The organism is Gallaecimonas zhanjiangensis, from assembly GCF_057624825.1.
The window spans coordinates 231,488-252,129 of the sequence record NZ_CM172603.1 but is presented as its reverse complement, the minus strand read 5'-3'; the positions used below and the strand labels follow the sequence as shown (position 1 = coordinate 252,129).

Below are 20,642 nucleotides of genomic sequence, written 5' to 3'. Positions count from 1 at the left end.
TTCCTTAAGGGAACAGCTGGGCCGCAGCCAATTGCCCCAGCACCCCGTAGTTGGGGTTTTCCAGGCTCTCGCTGCGGTTGAAGGTGAGCGGCTTGCCATCCAAATCTACAATAGCCCCGCCGGCTTCCACCACGATGGCCCAACTGGCGGCAGTATCCCACTCACCGGTGGGACCGATGCGCACGTAGGCGTCGGCCACCCCTTCGGCCACCATGCAAGATTTCAAGCTGGCCGAGCCAAAGGCCAGGGCCTCGAAATCCAGCGCCTCTTTGAGGTGGCTCTTCAAGGTAGCCAGGGATTGGTGCCGCGACACCGCCAGCAGTGGCGGCGAGCTAGGTTTGCGGGTATGGATGGGCTGGCCGTTTTTAAAGACCCCATGGCCTTTGACCGCCCAGTAGCAATCGCCCGACACCGGCGCGTGGATCACCCCCATCACCGGCTCGTTGTCTACCACCAGCGCGATGTTCACCGCAAAGTCCGGCGAGCCACCGACAAACTCCCGGGTGCCGTCCAGCGGGTCCACCAGCCAGTAGCATTGCCATTGGCGACGCTCGGCAAAGGGTTTGTGGCCAGATTCTTCCGAGAGGATGGGAATGTCCGGGGTCAGGGCTTTGAGGCCCTTTAAAATCACCTTGTTGGCGGCGATATCGGCGTTAGTTACCGGGCTGTCGTCAGCCTTGTGTTCGGTTATCAGTTGGTCGGAGCGAAACCAGGGCAGGATGGCGTCGCCAGCCTGGCGGGCAAGGTGGATAATGTCGTCAATCAGGGCTTGGGGATTCATAGCAGTGCCTGTTCCTCCAACCAGTCCCTGGCCAGCAGCAAAGCGGTCAGGCTGCGCGCTTCTGAAAAATCCTTTTGATAGCGTAGCTCATTGAGCCGGGCCAGCGGCCAGGGCACCACTTCGATGGGCTCGGGCTCGTCCCCTTCCAGCCTTGAGGGGTAGAGATCGCGGGCAATGAGCAGCGTCATCTGCGAGCCAAAGTAGCCCGGCGCCATGGACACGTCCCGCAGCACTGTCCAGTCACGGGCGCCATAACCTATCTCTTCTTGCAGCTCGCGGTTGGCCGCCTCGATGGCGTCTTCACCCGGGTCAATCAGGCCCTTGGGAAAGCCCAGCTCATAGGCGTGGAGGCCCGCCGCATACTCGCGGCCCAGCAGCAGGGTGTCGTCGTTGAGCAGCGGCACTATCATCACCGAGCCTCGGCCCTTGCCCGCCATGCGCTCATAGATGCGCTCGGCGCCGTTGGAAAACCGCAGGTGCAACTGCTCAACCTTGAACAGCCGGCTCTGGGCCACTATCTCGGAATCGAGCACTTCGGGGAGTTTGGCAGATTTCGTCATGGGCATACCGCTGGCTTAGAATAGCTCCCCCATTACACCCAATCACGAAGGCAGATACCAGATGCGAAATGACCAAAGGCTAAATTGGTCGGAAATTGACACCGTTTTACTGGATATGGACGGTACCCTGCTGGATCTGCATTTTGACAGCCACTTCTGGATGGAGCGGGTGCCGGTGCTGCTGGCCGAGAAAGACGGCATCACCCTGGCCCAGGCCCAGGCCCGTATTGACGCCGAGTACGCCGCCGTGTTCGGTACCCTCAACTGGTACTGCTACGACTACTGGACCGCCCGCCTGGGGCTGGATATCGATTTGGCCAGCCGCGACATTCAGCACCTCATCAGCCTGCGAAGCGACACCCTGCCCTTTTTAAAGGCGCTGCGCGAGTCAGGCCGGCAGGTGGTGCTGCTCACCAACGCCCATCCCAAGAGCCTGTCGTTGAAGGTAGAGCTGACGGCGCTCGACAAGCACTTAGACCAGCTCATCAGCACCCACAGTTACCGGGCTTCCAAAGAATCCCAGCTGCTTTGGCAAGGGGTGCACCAAGATCTCAAGTTCGACCCACAGCGCACCCTTTTTGTGGACGACTCCCAGCCAATCCTTGAGGCGGCCCACCAGTTTGGCATCCGCTACCTGCTTGGCGTAGAAAACCCCGACTCCCAACGCCCTCATAAAACCTTCAACGGTTTTCCCTCCACCAGCGACTACCTGGGCTTTATCGAGGACATAAAAAAAACGGCCATATAAATGGCCGGGGGTAAGAAAATACGTTGTTTATCGTTATAGGTATGCACCGGCGGCGCCCTCGGGCGCCGTTTCAGTACTTGTAAGAAAGGCTCAACCCGTAGCTGACCCCTTCTTCTTTTTCCTGAACAATGTTTCCATCTTGCTCGATTGACGTCTTCTCATCCAACAGGTTTTTCAGAACCAATTTCACGGACCAGTCCAGGGTCGGATAGTAGGTGTAGGTGAAATTGACCGAATGAAACGGCTGCTCCATAGCGTCCGGCCGGCCCATGGTGCCGGCAAAGGCAATGCGCTCGCCAAAAACGTTATAGCTAAGGTTGGCGGAATGCTTGCCGTTGACCGAGTCATACCCCAGCTGCACGTTGGCCACGTATTTGGAATGGCCGGTCATGCGCCGCTTAAGGTGAGTAAGGTTGGTCTCGGCTAGCTGCTCGATGCGGATCTCAGAGTCAGACAACGTCAGGTTGCCCGCCACAAAGAGGCCGTTCCAGGGGCTATCACCGCTGTCAGTAAGGAACGAAAAGTCCCGCAGGCCTTCAATCTCCACCCCATAGACTTTGCCGTTGCGGGCATTACGAAAGGAGATCTGACGATCGCCGTCCGAGCCCTGCAACTCCAGGGTTTCAATGGGTTTGTCGAGCTTCTTGTAAAAGCCCCCCACCGACAGGTTGGCGCCGCTGGCCAGATACCACTCCCAACGTAGGTCGAAGTTGGTCATGTCTGTACTTTCAAGGCGGCTGTAACCGGTCACCTTGAAGTCGGTCACCGGGTCCACGTACAACACCGGCGTCACTTCCCGCAGGTCGGGGCGTACCACCGTTTGGCCGTAACCAAAGCGCAGTTGCATGTCATCGGTCAAAAAATAGGTGGCGGAGAGGGCTGGGTAGAGGTCGTCTTCGGCCCGCACCATGTCGATCACCGCTCCTTCAATCTGCCCAGTGGTGGGGTTGAAGGGGACCGAGGCCTGGCGGAAGTTTTCGTAGCGCAAGCCACCGGTAAAGCGCCAGTCAAAGCCCAATCGCCAGTCAAAACCCACATAGCCCATGTCAAGCTGCTGAGCCGAGCGGTAATCGTCGGCCCGAGTGGCAGTATCCGAAATGGCAAAACCGTTGGCTTCATTGAGGATATTGTCGTCTGAGAAAATATCCGCAAAGCTGCCGGCCAGAATGTCATTACTAAAGCCACGGGTATCAAAGCCATAACGGCGGGTTGTGGAATCGCGCTCACGCTCGAAGTAGTTGTACCCGGCCAACAAATCGAAACTGGAGTCGCCCACTTCAAACGGCAGCTTAAAGTCCACAGAGCCGTTCTTGGTTTTGTCCTTCATGTCGCCAAACTGGTAAACGGCGGCATTGTTGGAACGGCGCAGCCGCGAGCTTTGCAGGGCGCCGCTGTCGTCATACTCGTTGTAGTAACGGTACTCCAACTCACCAGGGGCGTAACGGCGAGCGCGGGCTTCGGTGTATTGCCAGTCGGTTTCCAAGTTGAACAGCCAGCTCCACATGTGCTTGCCACGCAGTTGGTTGGCCACCATGGAGCGCTCTTCGTAGCGAATGTTGTTGATGCTGTAGTTGGCGTTGCTTTCGTTGATGGTCTCGACGGTATCGCCAATCTTGCGTTTAACCTCGTCGCTGGTGTCTTTGAGGTAAGTGGTGGTGAAGGTCACCTTGTTGTAAGTGTCCAAGTCAAAGCCCACCGACACCACGCCGGAATTCTTCTCGTCGTACTGGGTACCCCGGATGTTGTCGAATTTTTCCAACGGGTCCAGACCCTCGGCAGACAGGGAGTAAAAGCGCTCTCGCTGCTTGAGGTTCTTGGCCTCTGTTTCGTGAGCCACCCCTACCATGAAGCCCAGCACGCTTTGCTCACCGATATCAAAACGGTTACCAAGGGCCACCGAGAAATCGTAGTCAGGGTCGATGCTGCTGTTCTTAAGGTCCATACGGCGGTTGAAACTGGTACCCAACTCGCGGTTAATGACCTCGGCCCGCTCCAGGTTGGCAGCGGTCAGCCCACCCAAGCCGTTGGCAATGTTGATGGGGTTGATGGAGCCATACTGGCTGGAAGCGGCGCTAACGTCATCCGGCAGACCACGGCTGCTATCATCGCCCCAAAAATCCTGGCCACCACCGTCGTAATCCAGGCCGTCGCTATCGTTAAGGCTGGTGGTCGAAAGCCCCACCTTGGCAGCAAAGGTAAATTCCAGCGGAAAGCTTAAGGTGCGGATATCAACATTGCCGCCACCAAAGGCCGCTGGCTTGTTGACCGAATAGGCCTTTTGCACTTCCAGCGAGTCGATGATGGAGGCCGGGAACATGTCCACCGGGATCACCGACCGGGTCGGATCGGGGGACGGTACCAAAGCGCCGTTGAGGGTGGTGCTGGAATACCGCTCCCCCAGGCCACGTACATAGATGAATTTGTCCTGCACCAGCGTCAGGCCGGTGATTCGGCGCAGCGCCTCGGCAGCATCGGAGTCACCGGTGCGGCTGATCTGCTCGGCATCCATTAGGTCCGCTACCACCGCTTTTTCACGGCGCTCGGCCATCACCGATGACAGGGTACTGATCTGGCGGCCCACCACTTCTATGCGCTCAACGTTGAACTCGTCCTTAGCGCTTTGCTCGGTTTCGGCAGCCAATCCGGGAAGGCTTACCAGTGCGGCCAGTACGGCCAATGACACCGGGGTCCGGGTCGGGAATCGACGCATCATATTAAATCCTTGCGACACAGATAAATAAGAGGAGCGCCCAGGCGGGCGCTCCCGGTGCCGTTAGTGCAGGCCGTAGGTCCAACCGGCGGTCCAATCAGCACTCTGGCTGACCGCGCCGATGTAGTCGGTCTGGTCGAAGAAGCTGTCGGCAGACAAGTCAACCGGCGCGGTGGTGTCGATGGTGAAGATGCCGTTGACCACATCACTCATCTGGGCTGCGGTGCTGTTGCCTTCTTGGCCCAAGAACCAGGCTTGAGCATCCAGAGTGCCTGCGCTCTTGAAGGGCTCAGGGCAGGCAATAACCGAGTGGGTCATCACGATGTCGCCAGCAGCGGCAAGGTCGTTACTTTCGGTGCCGTCGATCTCCAGGCATTCGCCCATGCCAGCAGGGCCAGTCACTACCATGTTGTACAGATGGCCGGCAGAGCCTTCGCGCAGCAATACGCCTTCGGAGTCGTCATCACCGTCAAAGGCGTTACCGATAATGGTCATGTTGGCCACCACCGGGTCGGTCAGCGGGGTAGCAGCAGGATTGGCTTTGGAGTTGTCCCCTTCAATGCCGCGGTTAGCCTTGGCGTTGTCGGCATCTTCCTTAACCAACACGTACTGGGCTTTGCCCTGCCAGCCATCGGACCAATCGAGGGAATCGTCACCGTTACTGGTCAGGACAATGTGCTTGAGGTTGACGTTGCCGCCCCAAAGCTCGATGCCGTCATCCAGGTTCTGGTGCACCTGCACAAAGTCGATGGTGGTGCCGGAGCCCACACCGCCCAGGGTCAGGCCGTTCAGCTCGTTGTCGGGCAGCACTTCGTAACCGGCGTGTTTGATCACCACATATTTGAGGCTGCCGGAGTTGTCGGCGCTGTTGTTACCGCCGTAAGGGCCGGCGTCGCCTTCGGCTTCCACATCACAGGCGCTCAAATCGGCACACTGGTTGGAGGGCGCATTACCCAGCAGCACTACGCCGCCCCACTGGCCAGCCGCAGTGCTGGAACCGATAACGTCCTGTACCGAAGTCAGAGTAATGGGCGCCTGGGCAGTGCCTTCGGCAATGATTTTCGAACCGCGAGAAACCACCAGGAAATCAGCAGTGCCTTTACCGAACACGGTGACACCTGGCTCGATGGTCAGGGTGGCGGAATCAGCGTTGTCGTGGCCCACGGCAACCTTGCCGGACAACACATAATCGGCGCCCGCTTTGAGGGTCAGATCGCTGGTGATGTCACCGCTCACCTGGCAGTTGAGCTTGTCGGTAACGGTCGCCACTTGGGTAGTGCCATTAGGGCAGGCCGCCAAGGCCGGGGTTTCGTCGTGCAAGCCGTGGGTCCAGCCCAGGGTCCAATCGGAGGTGCCGTCGAAGGCGCCGATGTAATCAACACTTTGGAACCAGCTATCGACATTGTTGGCCACGTCATAACCACCGCCGATGGCAGGGGATGTGGCTGCCGGGGTATACCCCCCCAGTTGAGCATCACCCAGCACGTTCTGGCGGGTCGGATCGGTAAACCAGGTTTCGAGGTCGGTCAGCGGGTTGCCGGCATCATCCTCGGCGTCCTTGAACGGCTCGGCGCAGTCAATAATGGAGTTACGGAGCACGATGTTGCCGGCGTCAAACTGGTCAACAGTCGCTTGGTTGTTGATTTCAAAGCACTCGCCCATGCCAGCCGGGCCGGTAATGATGAAGTTGTACAGCTCCGCCTGGGTGCCTTCGCGCAGCAGTACCCCTTCGGAGTCGTCATCGCCGTCGAAGTTGTTGCCGATGATGGTCATGTTGGCGATTTTCGGGTGGGTCAGAGGGGTAGCAAGGTTGTCGTTCTTGTTACCGTCACCTTCGATACCGCGGTTGGCATGCAGGTCGTCTTTACTTTGCTGCACGAACACAAACTGGGCCTTGCCCTGCCAGCCATCGGTCCAATCCAGGGAGTCGTCTTCGTTACCCAACAGCACGATATTGCGAAGGTTAACGGCGCCACCAAACAGTTCGATACCGTCGTCAGAGCTGTTCATCACTTCAACATGGTCAACGGTGGTGCCAGAGCCAACGGCAGCAAAGGTGATGCCGTTCAGCTCGTTGTCCGGCAGCACTTCAAAGCCGGAGTAACGCACCTGTACATAACGCAGCACCCCAGAGTTGTCGGCGTTGTCATTACCGCCGTAAGGGCCGGCGTCACCCTCGGCCTCTACAGTGCAGTTATCCGCGTCTTCACAGCTGTTGGTCAGGCCCTTGCCCAGCAGCACCAAACCGCCCCACTGGCCGGAAGAGGCATTGTCGGTATTGCCAAGGACATCTTGCAGGGAGGTCATCACGATGGGCGCGGCTTCGGTGCCAGCGGCATTGATCTTCGAGCCACGGGACACCACCAATACGTCGGCGCCGGATTGGCCGAATACCGTGGTCCCAGCCTGGATAGTGAGGGTAGCGGCATCGGCGTTGTCGTTACCCACAGCCACACGGCCACTGAGAGCCCAGAGGGTATCGGCAGTCAAGGTGGCGTCAGCGGTAATGGCCCCGGACAGTACACAGACCGGCTCGCTGTGGCCAGCAATGGCGGTACCATCAGTAGCAAAGCTTGGGCACTGGGCTACCGGAGTCTCAGAACCGCCGCCGCTGTTGCCACTGTTGCTGGTGTTTTCATTGATGTTGATGTCACCGCCGCAACCGGCGAGGGCCATGGCCAACGTCAGGGCGCTGAATTTGGCCGCTACCTTGAAAGTCATAAAAGGGTCTCTCCCGAAACTGATGAAGTTACAAACCGGGACAGACCCTAACTATATTTCTTTACAATTTAGATACATTGAAATTACTAGGATGCTGCATTTATGTTGCAGCAACGGCGTTTATTTTCGGCAAAAACAGGCGAATTGCCAGTATTGCCGGGGGCTGCAGCGTTAAAAAATTGTTGTAAAAAAGCCCTCGTTTGAGGGCTTTTTTTTCACCAATGCGGTAAATACCTTTTATCGGGGCAAGGCGCCCTGAAACTGCACCGGGTAGCGGCCGTCGGCGGCGGGGCGCCCGAAGAAAGCGAAGGCATCGCGCAGGTTCTTGGGCTGATCGGCGGCAGGTTTGGCAAAGCCACGAATATGATAGCGCTGGCCGTCAAGGCGCGCTTCCAGCTCCAGGCCAAGGCGCGGCGGCGTGTCACGGATAACGGCAGTCACCGCGCCCTTGTCGCAATCAAGGTCGGCATCGATGCGGCCCAGATTGAAGTCGCCAAACTTGTTGGTGACCGAGGCATCCAGCCACTGGGCCTTGCCTTTGAGGGCCTCGCACCAGGGTTGGCCCTGGCGATACTGGGCGATGGCCACCGACAACTCACCGCCCACCTGGCTGGGAATGGGCAAGCGCACCCCGGCTACCAGCGGCGCCACGGGCACCCGCACAATGAGGTTATCCAGGGCCAGCTTGCCGCCAAAGCCAACGGCAAGATCGCCACTCAAGCGGGTGCGGTCTGGCCGGCTTTTAATGCTGGCAGCCACCTTGCCGGTAAAAAGCGCCAGGGGATGGAGCTGCCAGGTCACGTCCTTAAAGGCGGTGCCAGCCAGACTGAGGCTCTCTACCCTGCCCTGCCACACCGTGCCGGAAACGCCCTCTATGCCCACTTCTTTTGGCAGCTTGGCATAACCCAGCACCACCGCTGCTGGCAGTTGCCACACCAGGGCCACCAGGAAGAACACCAGGCCCAGCACTGTCCATTTTGCTGCTTTCATCAGGCCCCCGTCAGTTCCAGCCGCCGCACTTTCACCATGCCCGGCTTACCGGTGGCAGCGATATCGGCCTGGGCCACACTCAGCCCTTCTTTGAGTTGCAGCTGGGTCAACCAACCCACCAGCTTTTCAAAGGGCACTTCGTCCACCCAGACGTTGATGTTGCCGTTACCCGGCTGCAGGCGGTCGATGCGAATGCTGAACTGGTTGGCACTGCGGGTGACCCGGTCGGTCAGGCTGCCGGCGCCGCTGGCCAGCTTGCCGCCCTTGGCCGCCAGCACCCGGCTGCCCTGCTCGCGCAGAAAGCTCAAGTCGCCCTGGCGGTTGGTCAGCGTCTGGCGGGCCGAGGCCTCGGCCCCTTGCAGGGGCTGCCAGATAACAAAGTAAAAGAGTCCCAGGGCAAAAAAGGGAGAGGCCCAGGTGAGGATCTGGCGGTCACGGGGCGCCAGGTTGTTCCAATAGTCCTTGATCATCCCTTGCTCCTTAAGATGAGGGTGCCGGAGACGCCCCCTTCTACCGTGCTTTGGCCGCCGGTTTCCACGCTGTAACGATCGCTCAGGGCCGCTTTGAGTTTTTCAAAGGCGGCAAAATCCGGGGCCGTGGTCAGTAGCCTCAGCTCGCCGCGGCTGGCGTCAAAACGCAGGTTGTCCGGCTTGATGTTGCCCACCTTGGCAAAGGTGAGCGACAGATCGTTAAGCATGGCCAGCAGGCTGGCGTTGGCAGAGCCGCTGACCAGGTTCTTCAGTTTGCCGCGCAGCTGGGCCCGCACCGCACCGGCGCTCACCAGCCTTTCGCCGGGAAAGAGGCGCCCGTAATCGCGGGCAATTTGCTGCTCAAGAGCCGACGACTGGGCAGACAACTGATAAATGGCCACCCCTTTACCCACCAGTGCCACCAGCAACAGCACCCCGAAGCTGGCCGCCACCGGCCACCAGCGTTTGACCAGGGTATTGGACTGGGATTTGCGCTGGTAAGGGCCGCTTAGCAGGTCGACATTCAGGGCATCGGCCTGCTTGGCCGGCACTGCCAGCGGCAGCTCGGCACTCAGTTGAGTCTGGGTGCAGGTGAGGGGCAAGGTGACATCGCCATAGGCTTCCACCGGCTGCACGTCGTCGCCCACCAGGGGCGCTACCACCCACTCGGCCAACTCTTGGGGCACGGTAAGGCCGGTGTAGGCGCCGGTGCGCAGCAGCAGCTCGCCGTCGATACCCAGGGCCGACCAAGCCCCTTCCACCAGCGGCAGGGCCAGAAAATCGGGCACCAGTTTCCAGGGCTCGATACCGGCCTCTTCCAGCCAGCCCAGCCATTCCTGCATCAGCTGGTGGCGCACCGCCAGCACCGCCACTTGCTCGCCCTGGGGCTTGAGCAAAAAGTGCAGGCTGTCGACATCGTCCGCCAGCTCTTCTTCGAGCATGAACGGCACCGCCTTTAAAAACTGGCGGCTCTTGTTGGCCTGCTTGAGGGCGGTGCAAAAAAAGCTGCTGCCCGGCGCCAGTACCAGCACCCGGCCGTCAAGGCCGGCCAAATCGCCCAGCCGGTTGGTGCTGGCCAGGGTACCGCTGGCCAGCACCTGGCTGTCGCTTGCAGACCAGTGCAACCAGGAAACCGGCTGGCTTGCCGTCACTGGCAGCCGTATAACCAGGGTATTCATTACAAGCGTCCTCCCAGACGGCGCCACAGCACCGTCAGCTTGTTATCGTCATCTTTTTTAAGAAGGCTTTGCATATACAAGGGCCGTTCCTGGAAGCGCCCTTCCAGGTCGACAAAATAACGGTCCGAGGTGATCACCAAGGCATCCTTGGCGCCCTCGGGCAGATTCTTCACGGCGGCCAGGGTCGGGTCGGCCCAGGCCCCCTCGACGGTGTCGTACCCTTTCTCGGGGCGGTCTGCCAGTACCCGCTTGGCGTCTTCCAAGGTCATGGGCGCCAGCACCGCCGCCAGCACCACCGCATCGTCTTGCGCCAAGGTGTTGATGTTCAGTTGCAGCTTGGTGTCGTCGAGGGCGCACACATAGGGGCTCACCTTCTGGTAAATGGCAGCGGTAACACCGTTGACCATGCGCAGCTCGGAGCGGTCGGCCATGGGGCCGTTGGCAGCGAGGTAGGGATGCTCGCGGCCCTGGTATTCGGCGTCTTCGGCGCCAAAACTGGAGCTCAGATCGCTGTCGTCATCAAGCCAATCGCGCAGAGAAAAGGCGATGGTCTCGGCCTGGAAGCTCTCGACATCCAAGTCTTCCAGCAGCGCCTGAAACTGGGCGCGGTGGCTGGCGCCGTCGTCGCCGGCCAGGCTGTTGAGGTTAAAGCAGGTGCGGGCGTCACGAATATGGCCGCGAATACCGCCGCCTTCCACCGGAAAGCTCTGCTCCTTGTTCCAGTCCTGGCTAAGGTTGAGCTTGCCATCTTTGTCGTCCAGCAACCGGTGCAGGGCAAGCTCGGCATAGGCCTCGCCGGACAGGGCGTAAAAATAGGCCTGGTGCTGCCCCAGTTGGTTGCCGGTGCGCCGGATATTAAGGCCAAGGCGCGAGGTCATGCTGGCAGCCACCACCACAATGGCAGCCAGGATCAGCATAACGGTGATAAGGGCTACCCCTTGCTGGCGCCGCATCAGCTGTCCTCCTTGGCCTTGCCCCGGCCTTTGGAAGGGGTGGCAAAGCGGCGCACTATCTCGCCGTAATCCTTGAGCTTGAGGGTAATGGCGATGGCCTGGGGCAACTCGGAAGCGGCCCAGTTGTCTTGCCAGTTTTCGCCGTCGTAGTAGCGAATTTTCAGCTCTTCAACCCCGGTGAGCAGCACCTGGCGCTGGGGCTCTACCCCGACTTCGGGGTCGGGATAAAAGTAGTACTGCTTGATAAGCTCGCCCTTTTCCAGGCGGTAGGCGGCCAGCTGGATCTCGCTTCTGGGCAGCATCGCCGAGGGGTTTTGCCAGCCCCGGCGGGTAAAGAGGATGCCGTCGTCTTCGCTGTCGAGGAAAAAATGCTTACCGGCCAGCACTTCCGATTGCTTGTCGCCATTGGGAAACCGCACCTGGCGGCTGGAGAGCTGGGTCATGTCCCGCTCTATGGTGAGCATGGCCTGTTGCACCTCGGCCAGGCGTTTGGAGGCCTCCTGGCTGGAGCGGTCGGCCAGGCTGACCTGGTTGAATACCGAGTAAGCCGCCACCCCAATCAAGGCGAAGATGGCCATGGCCACCATCATCTCAATCAGGGTAAAGCCGCGCTGGCGCCTCATTTCTTTTGCTCCTGCACGGCGCCGTAGCGGCGCAGCACCGCCTCGGGGTGGGAGAGATCGCTGTTTTTAGAGACCGTCACTTCCAGGGCGTAAAAGTCTTTGTCTTCGGTTTTAAGCTTCTTGATTTGCCAGTACCACTCTACCCCGGCCTGGGTTTCGGTGCCTTTGGCGCCGTCTTTAACGGCGCTGTAGAGGCTGTCGTTGAGCTTGTTGGTGGCCACCCAGTCGGCCAGGGTTTTGTCCTTGAGGATGGACAGGCTGCGGATATTGGCGGTTACCGCATTGATGATGGCAATGGCGGCAATGGCGAAGATGGCCATGGCCACCAGCACCTCGATAAGGGTAAAGCCCCTGGCCCTTACCATTTCACCTCTCCCTTGCTCCAATCCAGGTCTGGGTCTTGCGGCTGGCTCAAGGAGCCATTGGCGTGGCCGTCGATGCAGGTGGCCACCACCGCGTCCGGGTCGCTACTGGCCAGCAAGGCGCGCTCGCGGCTCTGGCGCTGGCTGTCAAAGAGGCCATCCAGTAGCGAGCTGTGCACCTTATACAGACACAGCTCGAAGGGCATGAACTCGCCGGAGGAGAGGAAGAACAGGTGGGGAGTCAGGCGTTTATCCTTGCCGTCTTTGCTGTCTTTGTTGGCGCTTTTGTCATCGTCGCCGCTTTTAAAGGCGTCGTCCGGGATCAGGCTTTCCCCCAGGGACAAGCCATCCAGCACCAAGCTGCCGTGAATGCCCGGCTGGCTTTGCCAGTTTTTAAGGACATTGTCGTCATTAAGGTCGACCCAGGCGCCCTTGGGGCCGTCTGGGTCGTCTTCGGTGCCGGGCACCGGGGCGTCGGGGTCAAAGCGCATCACTTCCACGCCGCCCTTGCCGTCAAATTTCAGCCCCAGCTCTTCGGAGCGCATGATGGCTTCGTCGTGCATCAGGGCAAAGCGCGCCTGCCAGGTATCGGCTTCCTTATCCACCAGCTTACCGTCGCTGGGGCCGCCAAAGGAGACGGAGACCATAGCCACCATCAGCCCCATCAGCAGCAGGACCACCAGGATCTCGATAAGGGTAAAGCCAAGGCCTTGGGCGCGCGGGGCTGTCATCGTTTACTTCTGGAAGTCCTTGAGGTTCCAGTTGCCGATGTCGGCATTGAGCTCATCGCCCCCTTCCTGGCCATCGGCGCCCAGGGTGTAGAGGTCGTAACGGCCATGCTCACCGGGGTTGATGTAGATGTAGTCGCGGCCCCAAGGGTCGGTAGGCAGACGCTTGATGTAACCGCCCTGGCGGTAGTTGCGAGGCGCCGGGGTGGGCTCTTGCACCAGTGCTTGCAGGCCCTGCTCGGTGGTGGGCAGGGTGGAGTTGTCCAGGTAATACATCTCAAGGGCCGACTCCAGGCCGTTGATGTCGGCCACCGCTTTTTGAACCATGGCCTTGTCTTTGTTACCCAACACGTTGGGGGCGACGATGGCAATCAGCATGCCGATGATCACCACCACCACCATGATTTCGATAAGGGTAAAACCCTGTTGTTTCTTGTTCATACAGCGACTCCTTGGCAGCTCAGGCCACCATGTTGTTCATTTCCAGAATGGGTTGCAGGATAGAGATCATGATGAAAAACACAATGGCGGCCATGGTCACCACCATGGCCGGGGTCAGCACCCCGAGGGTCACAGTAACCAGGTTGGAAAACTCCCGGTCCTGGTTGTCGGCGGCGCGCTCCAGCATCTGGGTCAGCTCGCCGGACTTCTCCCCGGAGGCGATCATGTGCAGCATCATTGGCGGAAACAGTTTGGTCTGAGTCAGGGCCTGGCGAAGGCTGGTGCCCTCGCGGACCTTGGTGGTGGCCTCGGCCACCGATTCTTTCATCACCACGTTGGTCAGCACGTCACCGCTGATGCGCATGCCCTCCAAAAGCGGCACCGACGAGGCAGAGCAGATGGCAAGGGTACGGGCAAAACGGGCGGTGTTAACGCCGCGCACCACCTTACCCAGCACCGCCATACGCAGCAAATAGCCGTGCACCTTGCGCCTAAAGCCTATTTTCTTCATGGCCCGGCTAAAACCGACCCCGGCCAGGATAACCCCCGCCAGTACCAACAGCCCCCAGTCGCGGACAAAATCCGAGGCGCCAATCAAAAAGCGGGTACTGGCCGGCAACGTGGCGTTCATGTGTTCAAACTGGCCCACCACCTGCGGCACTACCGAGGTCAGCAGCAACGACACCACGCCGATGGCCACCAGGGTCAGCATGATGGGGTAGATCATGGCCTGCTGGATTTGCTGCTTCACGGTCTGGCGCTGCTCGGTGTAGTCGGCCAGGCGGTTTTGTACCGTATCCAGGTGCCCCGATTTTTCACCGGCTGCCACCATGGCGCAGTACAGCTCGTCAAAGACATTGGGAAACTCGGCCATGGAGTCGGCCAGGCTATAGCCTTCCACCACCTTGGAGCGCACCGCCATCAGGATGCGCTGAAGGCGCGGCTTCTCGGTTTGGTCCGCCACCGCTTTCAAGCATTCTTCCAGCGGCAGCGCCGATTGCACCAGGGTGGAGAGCTGGCGGCTGATAAGCGCCAAATCGCTCACCGACACCTTGGTGCCAAAACCCAGGCCGCGGGCTTTGCCACGGGCCTTTTCCTGCTGCACGCTCTCGGCCAGAGAAACCGGCATCAGCCCCTGGTCGCGCAGCGCGCTTCGGGCAGCGCGGGGGCTGTCGGCTTCCAAAATGCCTTTTTTCTGTTTGCCTTTGGCATCCAGGGCAACGTATTCAAAAGCCGCCATCAGTCCTCCCGGGTAACCCGCAGCACTTCCTCAAGGGAGGTGATACCGGCTTGGACCTTGGCAAAGCCGTCGTCGCGGATGCTGGGCACGGACTTGCGCACCTGCTTGACGATGGCCTGCTCGCCGCGGCCATTGTGGATAAGCTCGCGCAGCTTCTCATCGATGATGATGAACTCGTGGATGCCGGTCCGGCCGCGATAGCCGGTCATGTTGCAGTGTTCGCAGCCCTTGGGGTGGAACAGGGTGAGCTTTTTCTCTTCGATGCCCATCAGCTCCAACTCGCCTTTGCTGGCCTGGTAAGGGCTGCGGCATTGCGGGCAGAGGCGGCGCACCAGGCGCTGGGCAAGGACCCCCAACAGGGAGCTGGAGATCAAAAACGGCTCGACCCCCATGTCTTCCAAGCGGGTAATGGCCCCGGAGGCAGTGTTGGTGTGCAGGGTGGAGAGCACCAAGTGGCCGGTGAGGGACGCCTGCACCGCGATCTGCGCGGTTTCCAAATCGCGGATTTCCCCCACCATCACCACGTCGGGGTCTTGGCGCAAAATGGCGCGCAGGCCACGGGCGAAGGTCATGTCCACCTTGGGGTTGACCTGGGTCTGGCCTATGCCTTCGAGGTCAAACTCGATGGGGTCTTCGACGGTGAGGATGTTGCGGTCCTTGGAGTTGATCTCCGACAGCCCCGCATAGAGGGTGGTGGACTTACCAGAACCGGTGGGGCCGGTAACCAGGATAATGCCGTGGGGCTTGCGGATAAGGCCCTCGAACTGGTCGCGCACCGACTGCACCATGCCCAGGTCTTCGAGATCCAGGCGCACCGCGTTTTTGTCCAATAGCCGCAGCACCACCCGCTCGCCGTGGTTAGACGGCATGGTAGACACCCGCACGTCAACGGCGCGGCCAGCAATGCGCAGGCCAATACGGCCGTCCTGAGGCACCCGCTTCTCGGCGATGTCCATGCGGGACATAACCTTGATGCGCGATACCAGCAGGTTGGCGAGCTTGCGGCTGGGTTTGAGCACTTCTTTCAAAACGCCATCGACCCGGAACCGCACCACCAGCGCCTGCTCGAAGGTCTCGATATGGATATCCGAGGCCCCTTCTTTGATGGCCTCAGACAGCAGGGCGTTGATAAGGCGTATCACCGGCGCGTCGTCGTCGGAGTCCAGCAGATCTTCGGTCTGGGGCAACTCTTCGGCCAGGGCGTTCAAATCAAGGTCGGCGCCGATGTCTTCCATCAACTGGCGGGCAGCGCTGGAATCGCGCTGGTAGGCGGCCACCAGCTGCTCTTCAAAATCGTGGCCATTGATGGGGGTAGGCGCCACGCCGGTGCCGAGGAAGCGCCAGGCCTCCAGCAGCGCCGCCGGCTCGGCGCCGTCACGCAGGTACAGCTGGCCTTCGGTAAACAGCACCCCGTGGCGCTTGGCAAAGGCAAAGGGCAGGCGCCCTGCCGCACGCTCCTGTTCGGGGCTGAGCTCGGCCGCCTCTGTGGCCTCGGCCAGTTCAGCGTTGAGGCTCTGTTCAGTCATGCTTGTTATCCCGGTCGCGGATAAATTCGGTCAGCCCCGGCGGTTGGGCCAGGCTGTCGTCCCAGGCCGGCATTTCGGGCACGTCCATAAAGGGCATCAGGCTGATACCCTCTTCCTTGCGGCGCATTTGCTCGTCGTGCACCAGGTTGTATTTCTCGCGGCTCAGACCACGCATGGTTTCATCGTCACGGACAATCACCGGGTGGATGAACACCATCAATTTACGCTTTTGCTTGGTGCTGGAGGTGGACTTGAACAGGTTGCCGATGATGGGAATATCCCCCAGCAGCGGCACCTTGGACACCGATTCCTGGGTCTGCTCGTCAATCAAACCGCCCAGCACTATGGTGTCGCCGTTGTGCACCAGCACCGTGGTGTTCACTTCCCGCTTGTTGAGGGTGATATCCACAGCGGTGTTACCGGAGCGGCTGGACACTTCCTGTTTGATGGCCAGCTGCACCGAGTCGCCGTTGTTGATCTGCGGGGTGACGTTGAGCTTCACACCCAGCTGTTCACGCTCGATGGTCTGGAAGGGGTTGGAGTTGTCAGAGCTGGGGGTAGAACCGGTCAGCAGCGGCACATCCTCACCAGACACAAAAGAGGCTTCCTTGTTGTCCAGGGTAGTGACCGAGGGGGTCGACAGGATGTTGGCCTTGGTGTCGGAGCTCACCGCGTTGACCAGCGCGCCCCAGTCGCCTTTCACCACGCCCCACAGCGCGCCGTTGACCCCGCCCAGGGCCGAGGCCAGGTCGGAATAGTCGGCGGTATTGTTGGTAGAAGTGGTGGTGGTGATGTTGGTAGACGGGTCCACCGTGGTGGTGGTGGTGCCGCTGTTGACCGTGGCAGCGCTGTAGGCGCCGTACAGGGTAGTCAAGCTGGGAGCCGAGCCGTTGGAGAACTGCTGGGCACCGTATTTGCTGGAGAACCACTGTACGCCAAGGTCGGTACCGTCGGAGTCATACAGCTCGACGATCATCGCTTCCACATGCACCTGGGCGCGGCGGATATCCAGTTTTTTGACCACGTTCACCAGGTTGTTGATGAGGTCCGGCTGGCCGGTGATCACCAGGGCGTTGGTTTCTTCGTGGGCCTTGATGGACACCTGCTGGCGGCCACTGCTGGCGGTGCGGGTAGTCCCCTTGTCACCTTTTTGATCTTCGGCCTGGATGGTGTCAGACACTCCTTGCAGCACGTCGACCAAGTCTTTGGCCTTGGCGTACTGGAGGTACACCACCCGGGTGTTACCGGTGCTTTGCTGGTCGGTATCCAGGCCCTTGATGGTCTTGATGATGCGGTCGCGGGCCTTGGACTCGCCAGACACCAGCACCGAGTTGGTGCGCTCGTCCGCCACCACCTTCACCGCCAGCGGCGAGGAAGTATTGTTGTTGGCAGTCGAGCCCTTGTTGAGGTCGTTGATGATGGACACCACCTGGGCGGCGGAGGCGTATTTGAGCTTAACCACTGCCACTTCCTGGTCGCCGGCCTTGTCCACCCGCTGGATGATCTGGCCGATGCGGTCCACCACGCCACTGCGGCCGGTGACGATCAGCACGTTGGAGTCGTCGTAATGCACCACGTTGCCAGCGCCGGCGTTGTCCACCAGTTGGCGCAGCAGCGGCGACAGTTCCCGCACCGCCACGTTATGCACCTGGAAGACCCGGGTGATCATCTCGTCACCGCCTTCCTTGCCAAGCTTACCGTCCACCACCGGGATGGCGCCGGTCTTGGCGTCTTTGGCTTTGACCACCTTCAGCACGCCGTTGGGCATTTCCACTACCGCAAAGCCGTACACGTCCAGCACGTTCTGGAAGAACTGGTAGTACTCGTCGGCGGTCATTTGGTCGTAGGAACGCACGTCGATCTTGCCGCGCACCGACGGGTCAACCACGATGGTTTTTTTCAGTACCGCCGACACGGTGGAGATGAATTCGTTGATGTCGGTGTCGCGGAACTGGGCGGAATAGGTATTGGGCTTGGCCGATTCGGCGGCCTGCAACGGCAGGGCCGGGGCGCTCAGCAAGGATGCCAGCAGCATGGCCGCCAGGGTCGGCTTGAGGCCTTTATTGATGACCATAGGTTTTCCTTTATTCTTCATGGCGGTCATTGCGCAATATTGATGTTCAGGCTCATAGGCTGGCCACCGCGCTCGATGTCGAGGCTCAGGCTGTCGAGCCCTTGCAGCTGGCCGAGGATATCCAGGGCCTGGGCCGGGTCGCTCAAGTCATAGCCATTGATGGATTTGACCAAATCGCCACTTTCGAGACCCAACTGCTTAAACATGGCCGGGTCGCGGCCCGGGGCGACCCGGTAACCGGTGATGTTGTCCCCTTCGCGGGCCGGGCTGAAACGCACCAGATCGCCAATGGACTGCGGGTTGTTACGCACCTGCCTTAAGGTGGCTTGGACTTCGGCAGCCGGCACCGTAGCGGTGGGGGCAGGCTGGCGAGCAACGGGGGCTGCCGGCACGGTCAGGGGTTTGTATTCCTTGCCGTCTACCATCAGCGCTTCGGTCTTGCCGCTGTTATCCAGCAGCACCCTGTCCCAGAGGATGCGGGCCACCTTGGCGCGGGTGCCTTTGATGTCGTCGCCAACCCGGTAGGCCATCTGGCTGCCCTGGCTTTCAATAATGGCCACGCCGCTGCCGGTATGGCTTTCTGCCACCAGGCCGGTGAGGCGCAATTTCAGGCGGGTTTCCGGAGCGTCGACCAGTTGTTGGGTGGGCTGGGCTTGCTCGGCGCCCACATCGGCCACCCCGAACATGGGGTAACCATTCAGGCCACTCAAATCAAGGTCGGTGCCAGAAGCGTTATCCTGCTGGGGCTGCCAGGGCGATGGCCCTGGGGTAGGTGTCAGCAGTAGCCACACCAGCCCTGCCAGCAGCCACAAGGCCACCATGGCGGGCACTATAGTCAGCCACCTGCGCAAAGCAGATTCGGGAAGACGCCGGGCCAGAGTGCCAGCGCGCTCAAGAAGTAATTCAGAATTCATTATCTTTACAGCTCCCTGCATAACCCCACATCCATGGTGGAAGCTGCGACCCCTTCAAAAAGTGATGCGCAAAATGTGCACTAATTGTTTCTAATTGGTTTATCAACAGCAACTTGCTAGTTAAAACCATGGCTTTGGCAATTGCAACGCAAGCCTTGGCGTTTCCAGAGTAAAGTCTCAGCATGACGACCAAGTTGCAATAGATGGATAAGACAGGTTCACCCCATGGTGAGACCCTGCCCACAAAACTGCATCTGCGCCTGATCTTGGTCATAATGCCCCAAGCAAGTGAAGGTGCCTATGACTGACAAGCAAAACGATCAAAAAGTTCGCCTGGACAAATGGCTCTGGGCAGCCCGATTTTTCAAGACCCGCTCCCTGGCCCGCGCCCAGGTGGAAGGGGGTAAGGTGCATTACAACGGCAACAGGGTAAAAGCGGCAAAAATCGTGGAAGTGGGGGCCCTGGTCAAACTCTGGGCCGGCAGTGACGAAAAAGAAGTGGTTGTCCTGGCGCTGACCGAGACCCGGGGCCCGGCCGCCGTTGCCCAGCAGCTCTATGAAGAGACGGCCCAAAGCGCCGAAAAAAGAGCCAAAAATGCCGAGGCGCGCAAGCTCAATGCCCTGTACAATCCGCACCCCGACAGCAAGCCGGACAAAAAGCAGCGCCGGCAGCTGAGAGATTTCAAGCATCAGGAGTAACCATGGCCCAAGACAAGCTGTATCGCTTTGTGTTTGAAAACGCACAGGTAAGGGGCGAACTGGTCCAGCTCGATGAGAGCTTTGAGGCCATCATCGCCAACCACAACTACCCGCAGCCCATCCAGCGCCTGCTGGGCCAGCTGATGGCAGCCACCAGCCTGCTGACGGCAACGGTCAAATTCGAAGGCGAAATCACCGTGCAACTGCAAGGGGACGGCCCGGTCAGCCTGGCGGTGATCAACGGCACCCACCAGCAGGTATTGCGCGGTGTGGCCCGCTACCAGGGTGAAGTACCGGACGGCACCCTGGCCGAGATGGTGGGTAAAGGCTACCTGGTGATCACCATTTCCCCCAAAGACGGCGAGCGCTATCAAGGTGTTGTTGGCCTGGAAGGGGACAACCTGGCCCAAGTGCTGGAAGGCTACTTTGCCAACTCCGAGCAGCTGCCTACCCGGCTTTGGCTCTTTGCCGAAGGCCAAAAGGCCGCCGGCATGATGCTGCAGGTGCTGCCTGCCGCCGAGGACGAGGAAAGCCAGTTCGAACACCTGACCACCCTCACCGACACCATCAAAGCCGAAGAGCTGTTCGAACTTGGCGCCGAAGATGTGCTGCACCGCCTGTTCCACCAGGAAGAAGTGCGCCTCTTTGAGCCGCAACCGGTCAGCTTCCAGTGCACCTGCTCCCGCGAACGCTGCGAGAGCGCCCTTATCTCCCTGGGCCAGGACGAAGTGCTCAAGCTGGTCGCCGAGCACGATGGCACCCTGGACATGGACTGCGAATACTGCCGCAAGCAATACCGCTTCGACAGCGTTGATGTAGCCGGTATTTTCGCCGGAGCCAAAGACGCTCCCCAAAGCACCCAGTAAAAAAGCGCCAAACGGCAGATAAAGAAAAGGCCCCTTGCGGGGCCTTTTTTATGGGCAG

19 protein-coding genes are annotated in these 20,642 nt (G+C 59.9%); 3 read left to right on the top strand and 16 right to left on the bottom strand.

All coding sequences use genetic code 11. The features are described from left to right. Nucleotides 1–4: 4 nt before the first annotated feature. Both cysQ and nudE read right to left on the bottom strand, forming a co-directional pair. A complete protein-coding gene (cysQ, locus tag AC22G1_RS01165; protein WP_487315178.1) occupies nt 5–781 on the bottom strand; it encodes a 3'(2'),5'-bisphosphate nucleotidase CysQ in 777 nt (258 codons plus the stop codon). Further along, nucleotides 778–1,341, bottom strand: coding sequence for an ADP compounds hydrolase NudE (gene nudE, locus AC22G1_RS01160; RefSeq protein ID WP_487315177.1), 564 nt, complete (start codon nt 1,339–1,341; stop codon nt 778–780). The genes cysQ and nudE overlap by 4 nt, the downstream gene beginning before the upstream one ends. Nucleotides 1,342–1,402: 61 nt before the next feature. Between nudE and yrfG the strand changes: the two genes are divergently transcribed. After that, on the top strand, nt 1,403–2,089 hold the full coding sequence (gene yrfG / locus AC22G1_RS01155; protein WP_487315176.1) for a GMP/IMP nucleotidase: 687 nt from the start codon (nt 1,403–1,405) through the stop codon (nt 2,087–2,089). Nucleotides 2,090–2,159: 70 nt separating this feature from the next. Here yrfG and AC22G1_RS01150 read toward each other — a convergent pair whose 3' ends face one another. The 14 genes from AC22G1_RS01150 to gspC form a co-directional block, all read right to left on the bottom strand. Further along, entirely contained in the window at nt 2,160–4,802 is a 2,643-nt protein-coding gene (locus AC22G1_RS01150; protein ID WP_487315175.1) for a TonB-dependent receptor domain-containing protein, read from the bottom strand. A 60-nt stretch (nt 4,803–4,862) separates the two neighbouring features. After that, the gene (locus AC22G1_RS01145) at nt 4,863–7,520 is read right to left on the bottom strand and encodes a beta-helix domain-containing protein (RefSeq protein WP_487315174.1); all 2,658 of its coding nucleotides are present in this window, start codon (nt 7,518–7,520) and stop codon (nt 4,863–4,865) included. A 237-nt stretch (nt 7,521–7,757) separates the two neighbouring features. Next, on the bottom strand, nt 7,758–8,510 hold the full coding sequence (gene gspN, locus AC22G1_RS01140) for a type II secretion system protein N (RefSeq protein ID WP_487315173.1): 753 nt from the start codon (nt 8,508–8,510) through the stop codon (nt 7,758–7,760). Continuing rightward, nucleotides 8,510–8,980: a type II secretion system protein M gene (locus AC22G1_RS01135; RefSeq protein ID WP_487315172.1), complete on the bottom strand. Its 471-nt coding sequence runs from the start codon at nt 8,978–8,980 to the stop codon at nt 8,510–8,512. Before AC22G1_RS01135 ends, gspN begins: the two co-directional genes overlap by 1 nt. After that, nucleotides 8,977–10,158 (bottom strand): type II secretion system protein GspL, encoded by a 1,182-nt coding sequence (gene gspL / locus AC22G1_RS01130; RefSeq protein ID WP_487315171.1) that lies wholly within the window; start codon nt 10,156–10,158, stop codon nt 8,977–8,979. The genes AC22G1_RS01135 and gspL overlap by 4 nt, the downstream gene beginning before the upstream one ends. Further along, the gene (gene gspK / locus AC22G1_RS01125; RefSeq protein ID WP_487315170.1) at nt 10,158–11,111 is read right to left on the bottom strand and encodes a type II secretion system minor pseudopilin GspK; all 954 of its coding nucleotides are present in this window, start codon (nt 11,109–11,111) and stop codon (nt 10,158–10,160) included. The genes gspL and gspK overlap by 1 nt, the downstream gene beginning before the upstream one ends. Then, nucleotides 11,111–11,734: a type II secretion system minor pseudopilin GspJ gene (gene gspJ / locus AC22G1_RS01120; RefSeq protein ID WP_123422639.1), complete on the bottom strand. Its 624-nt coding sequence runs from the start codon at nt 11,732–11,734 to the stop codon at nt 11,111–11,113. Before gspJ ends, gspK begins: the two co-directional genes overlap by 1 nt. Beyond that, nucleotides 11,731–12,099 (bottom strand): type II secretion system minor pseudopilin GspI, encoded by a 369-nt coding sequence (gspI, locus tag AC22G1_RS01115; RefSeq protein WP_050658810.1) that lies wholly within the window; start codon nt 12,097–12,099, stop codon nt 11,731–11,733. The genes gspJ and gspI overlap by 4 nt, the downstream gene beginning before the upstream one ends. Next, nucleotides 12,093–12,827 (bottom strand): prepilin-type N-terminal cleavage/methylation domain-containing protein, encoded by a 735-nt coding sequence (locus AC22G1_RS01110; RefSeq protein ID WP_487315169.1) that lies wholly within the window; start codon nt 12,825–12,827, stop codon nt 12,093–12,095. Before AC22G1_RS01110 ends, gspI begins: the two co-directional genes overlap by 7 nt. 3 nt (nt 12,828–12,830) lie before the next feature. Then, on the bottom strand, nt 12,831–13,265 hold the full coding sequence (gene gspG / locus AC22G1_RS01105) for a type II secretion system major pseudopilin GspG (RefSeq protein ID WP_050658812.1): 435 nt from the start codon (nt 13,263–13,265) through the stop codon (nt 12,831–12,833). 19 nt (nt 13,266–13,284) lie between these two features. Further along, on the bottom strand, nt 13,285–14,505 hold the full coding sequence (gene gspF / locus AC22G1_RS01100; RefSeq protein WP_050658813.1) for a type II secretion system inner membrane protein GspF: 1,221 nt from the start codon (nt 14,503–14,505) through the stop codon (nt 13,285–13,287). Beyond that, complete coding sequence (gspE, locus tag AC22G1_RS01095) at nt 14,505–16,031, bottom strand: type II secretion system ATPase GspE (protein WP_487315168.1); 1,527 nt, start codon at nt 16,029–16,031, stop codon at nt 14,505–14,507. The genes gspF and gspE overlap by 1 nt, the downstream gene beginning before the upstream one ends. Further along, nucleotides 16,024–18,105, bottom strand: a complete 2,082-nt coding sequence (gene gspD, locus AC22G1_RS01090) for a type II secretion system secretin GspD (protein ID WP_487315167.1) — start codon at nt 18,103–18,105, stop codon at nt 16,024–16,026. Before gspD ends, gspE begins: the two co-directional genes overlap by 8 nt. Nucleotides 18,106–18,131: 26 nt before the next feature. Continuing rightward, nucleotides 18,132–19,019: a type II secretion system protein GspC gene (gene gspC, locus AC22G1_RS01085; protein WP_487315166.1), complete on the bottom strand. Its 888-nt coding sequence runs from the start codon at nt 19,017–19,019 to the stop codon at nt 18,132–18,134. Between the two features lie 300 nt (nt 19,020–19,319). On the opposite strand from gspC, the gene hslR reads away from it, so the two are divergent. Continuing rightward, nucleotides 19,320–19,718, top strand: a complete 399-nt coding sequence (hslR, locus tag AC22G1_RS01080; protein WP_487315165.1) for a ribosome-associated heat shock protein Hsp15 — start codon at nt 19,320–19,322, stop codon at nt 19,716–19,718. Between the two features lie 2 nt (nt 19,719–19,720). Further along, a complete protein-coding gene (gene hslO, locus AC22G1_RS01075; protein ID WP_487315164.1) occupies nt 19,721–20,584 on the top strand; it encodes an Hsp33 family molecular chaperone HslO in 864 nt (287 codons plus the stop codon). The last annotated feature ends 58 nt before the right edge of the window (nt 20,585–20,642 follow it).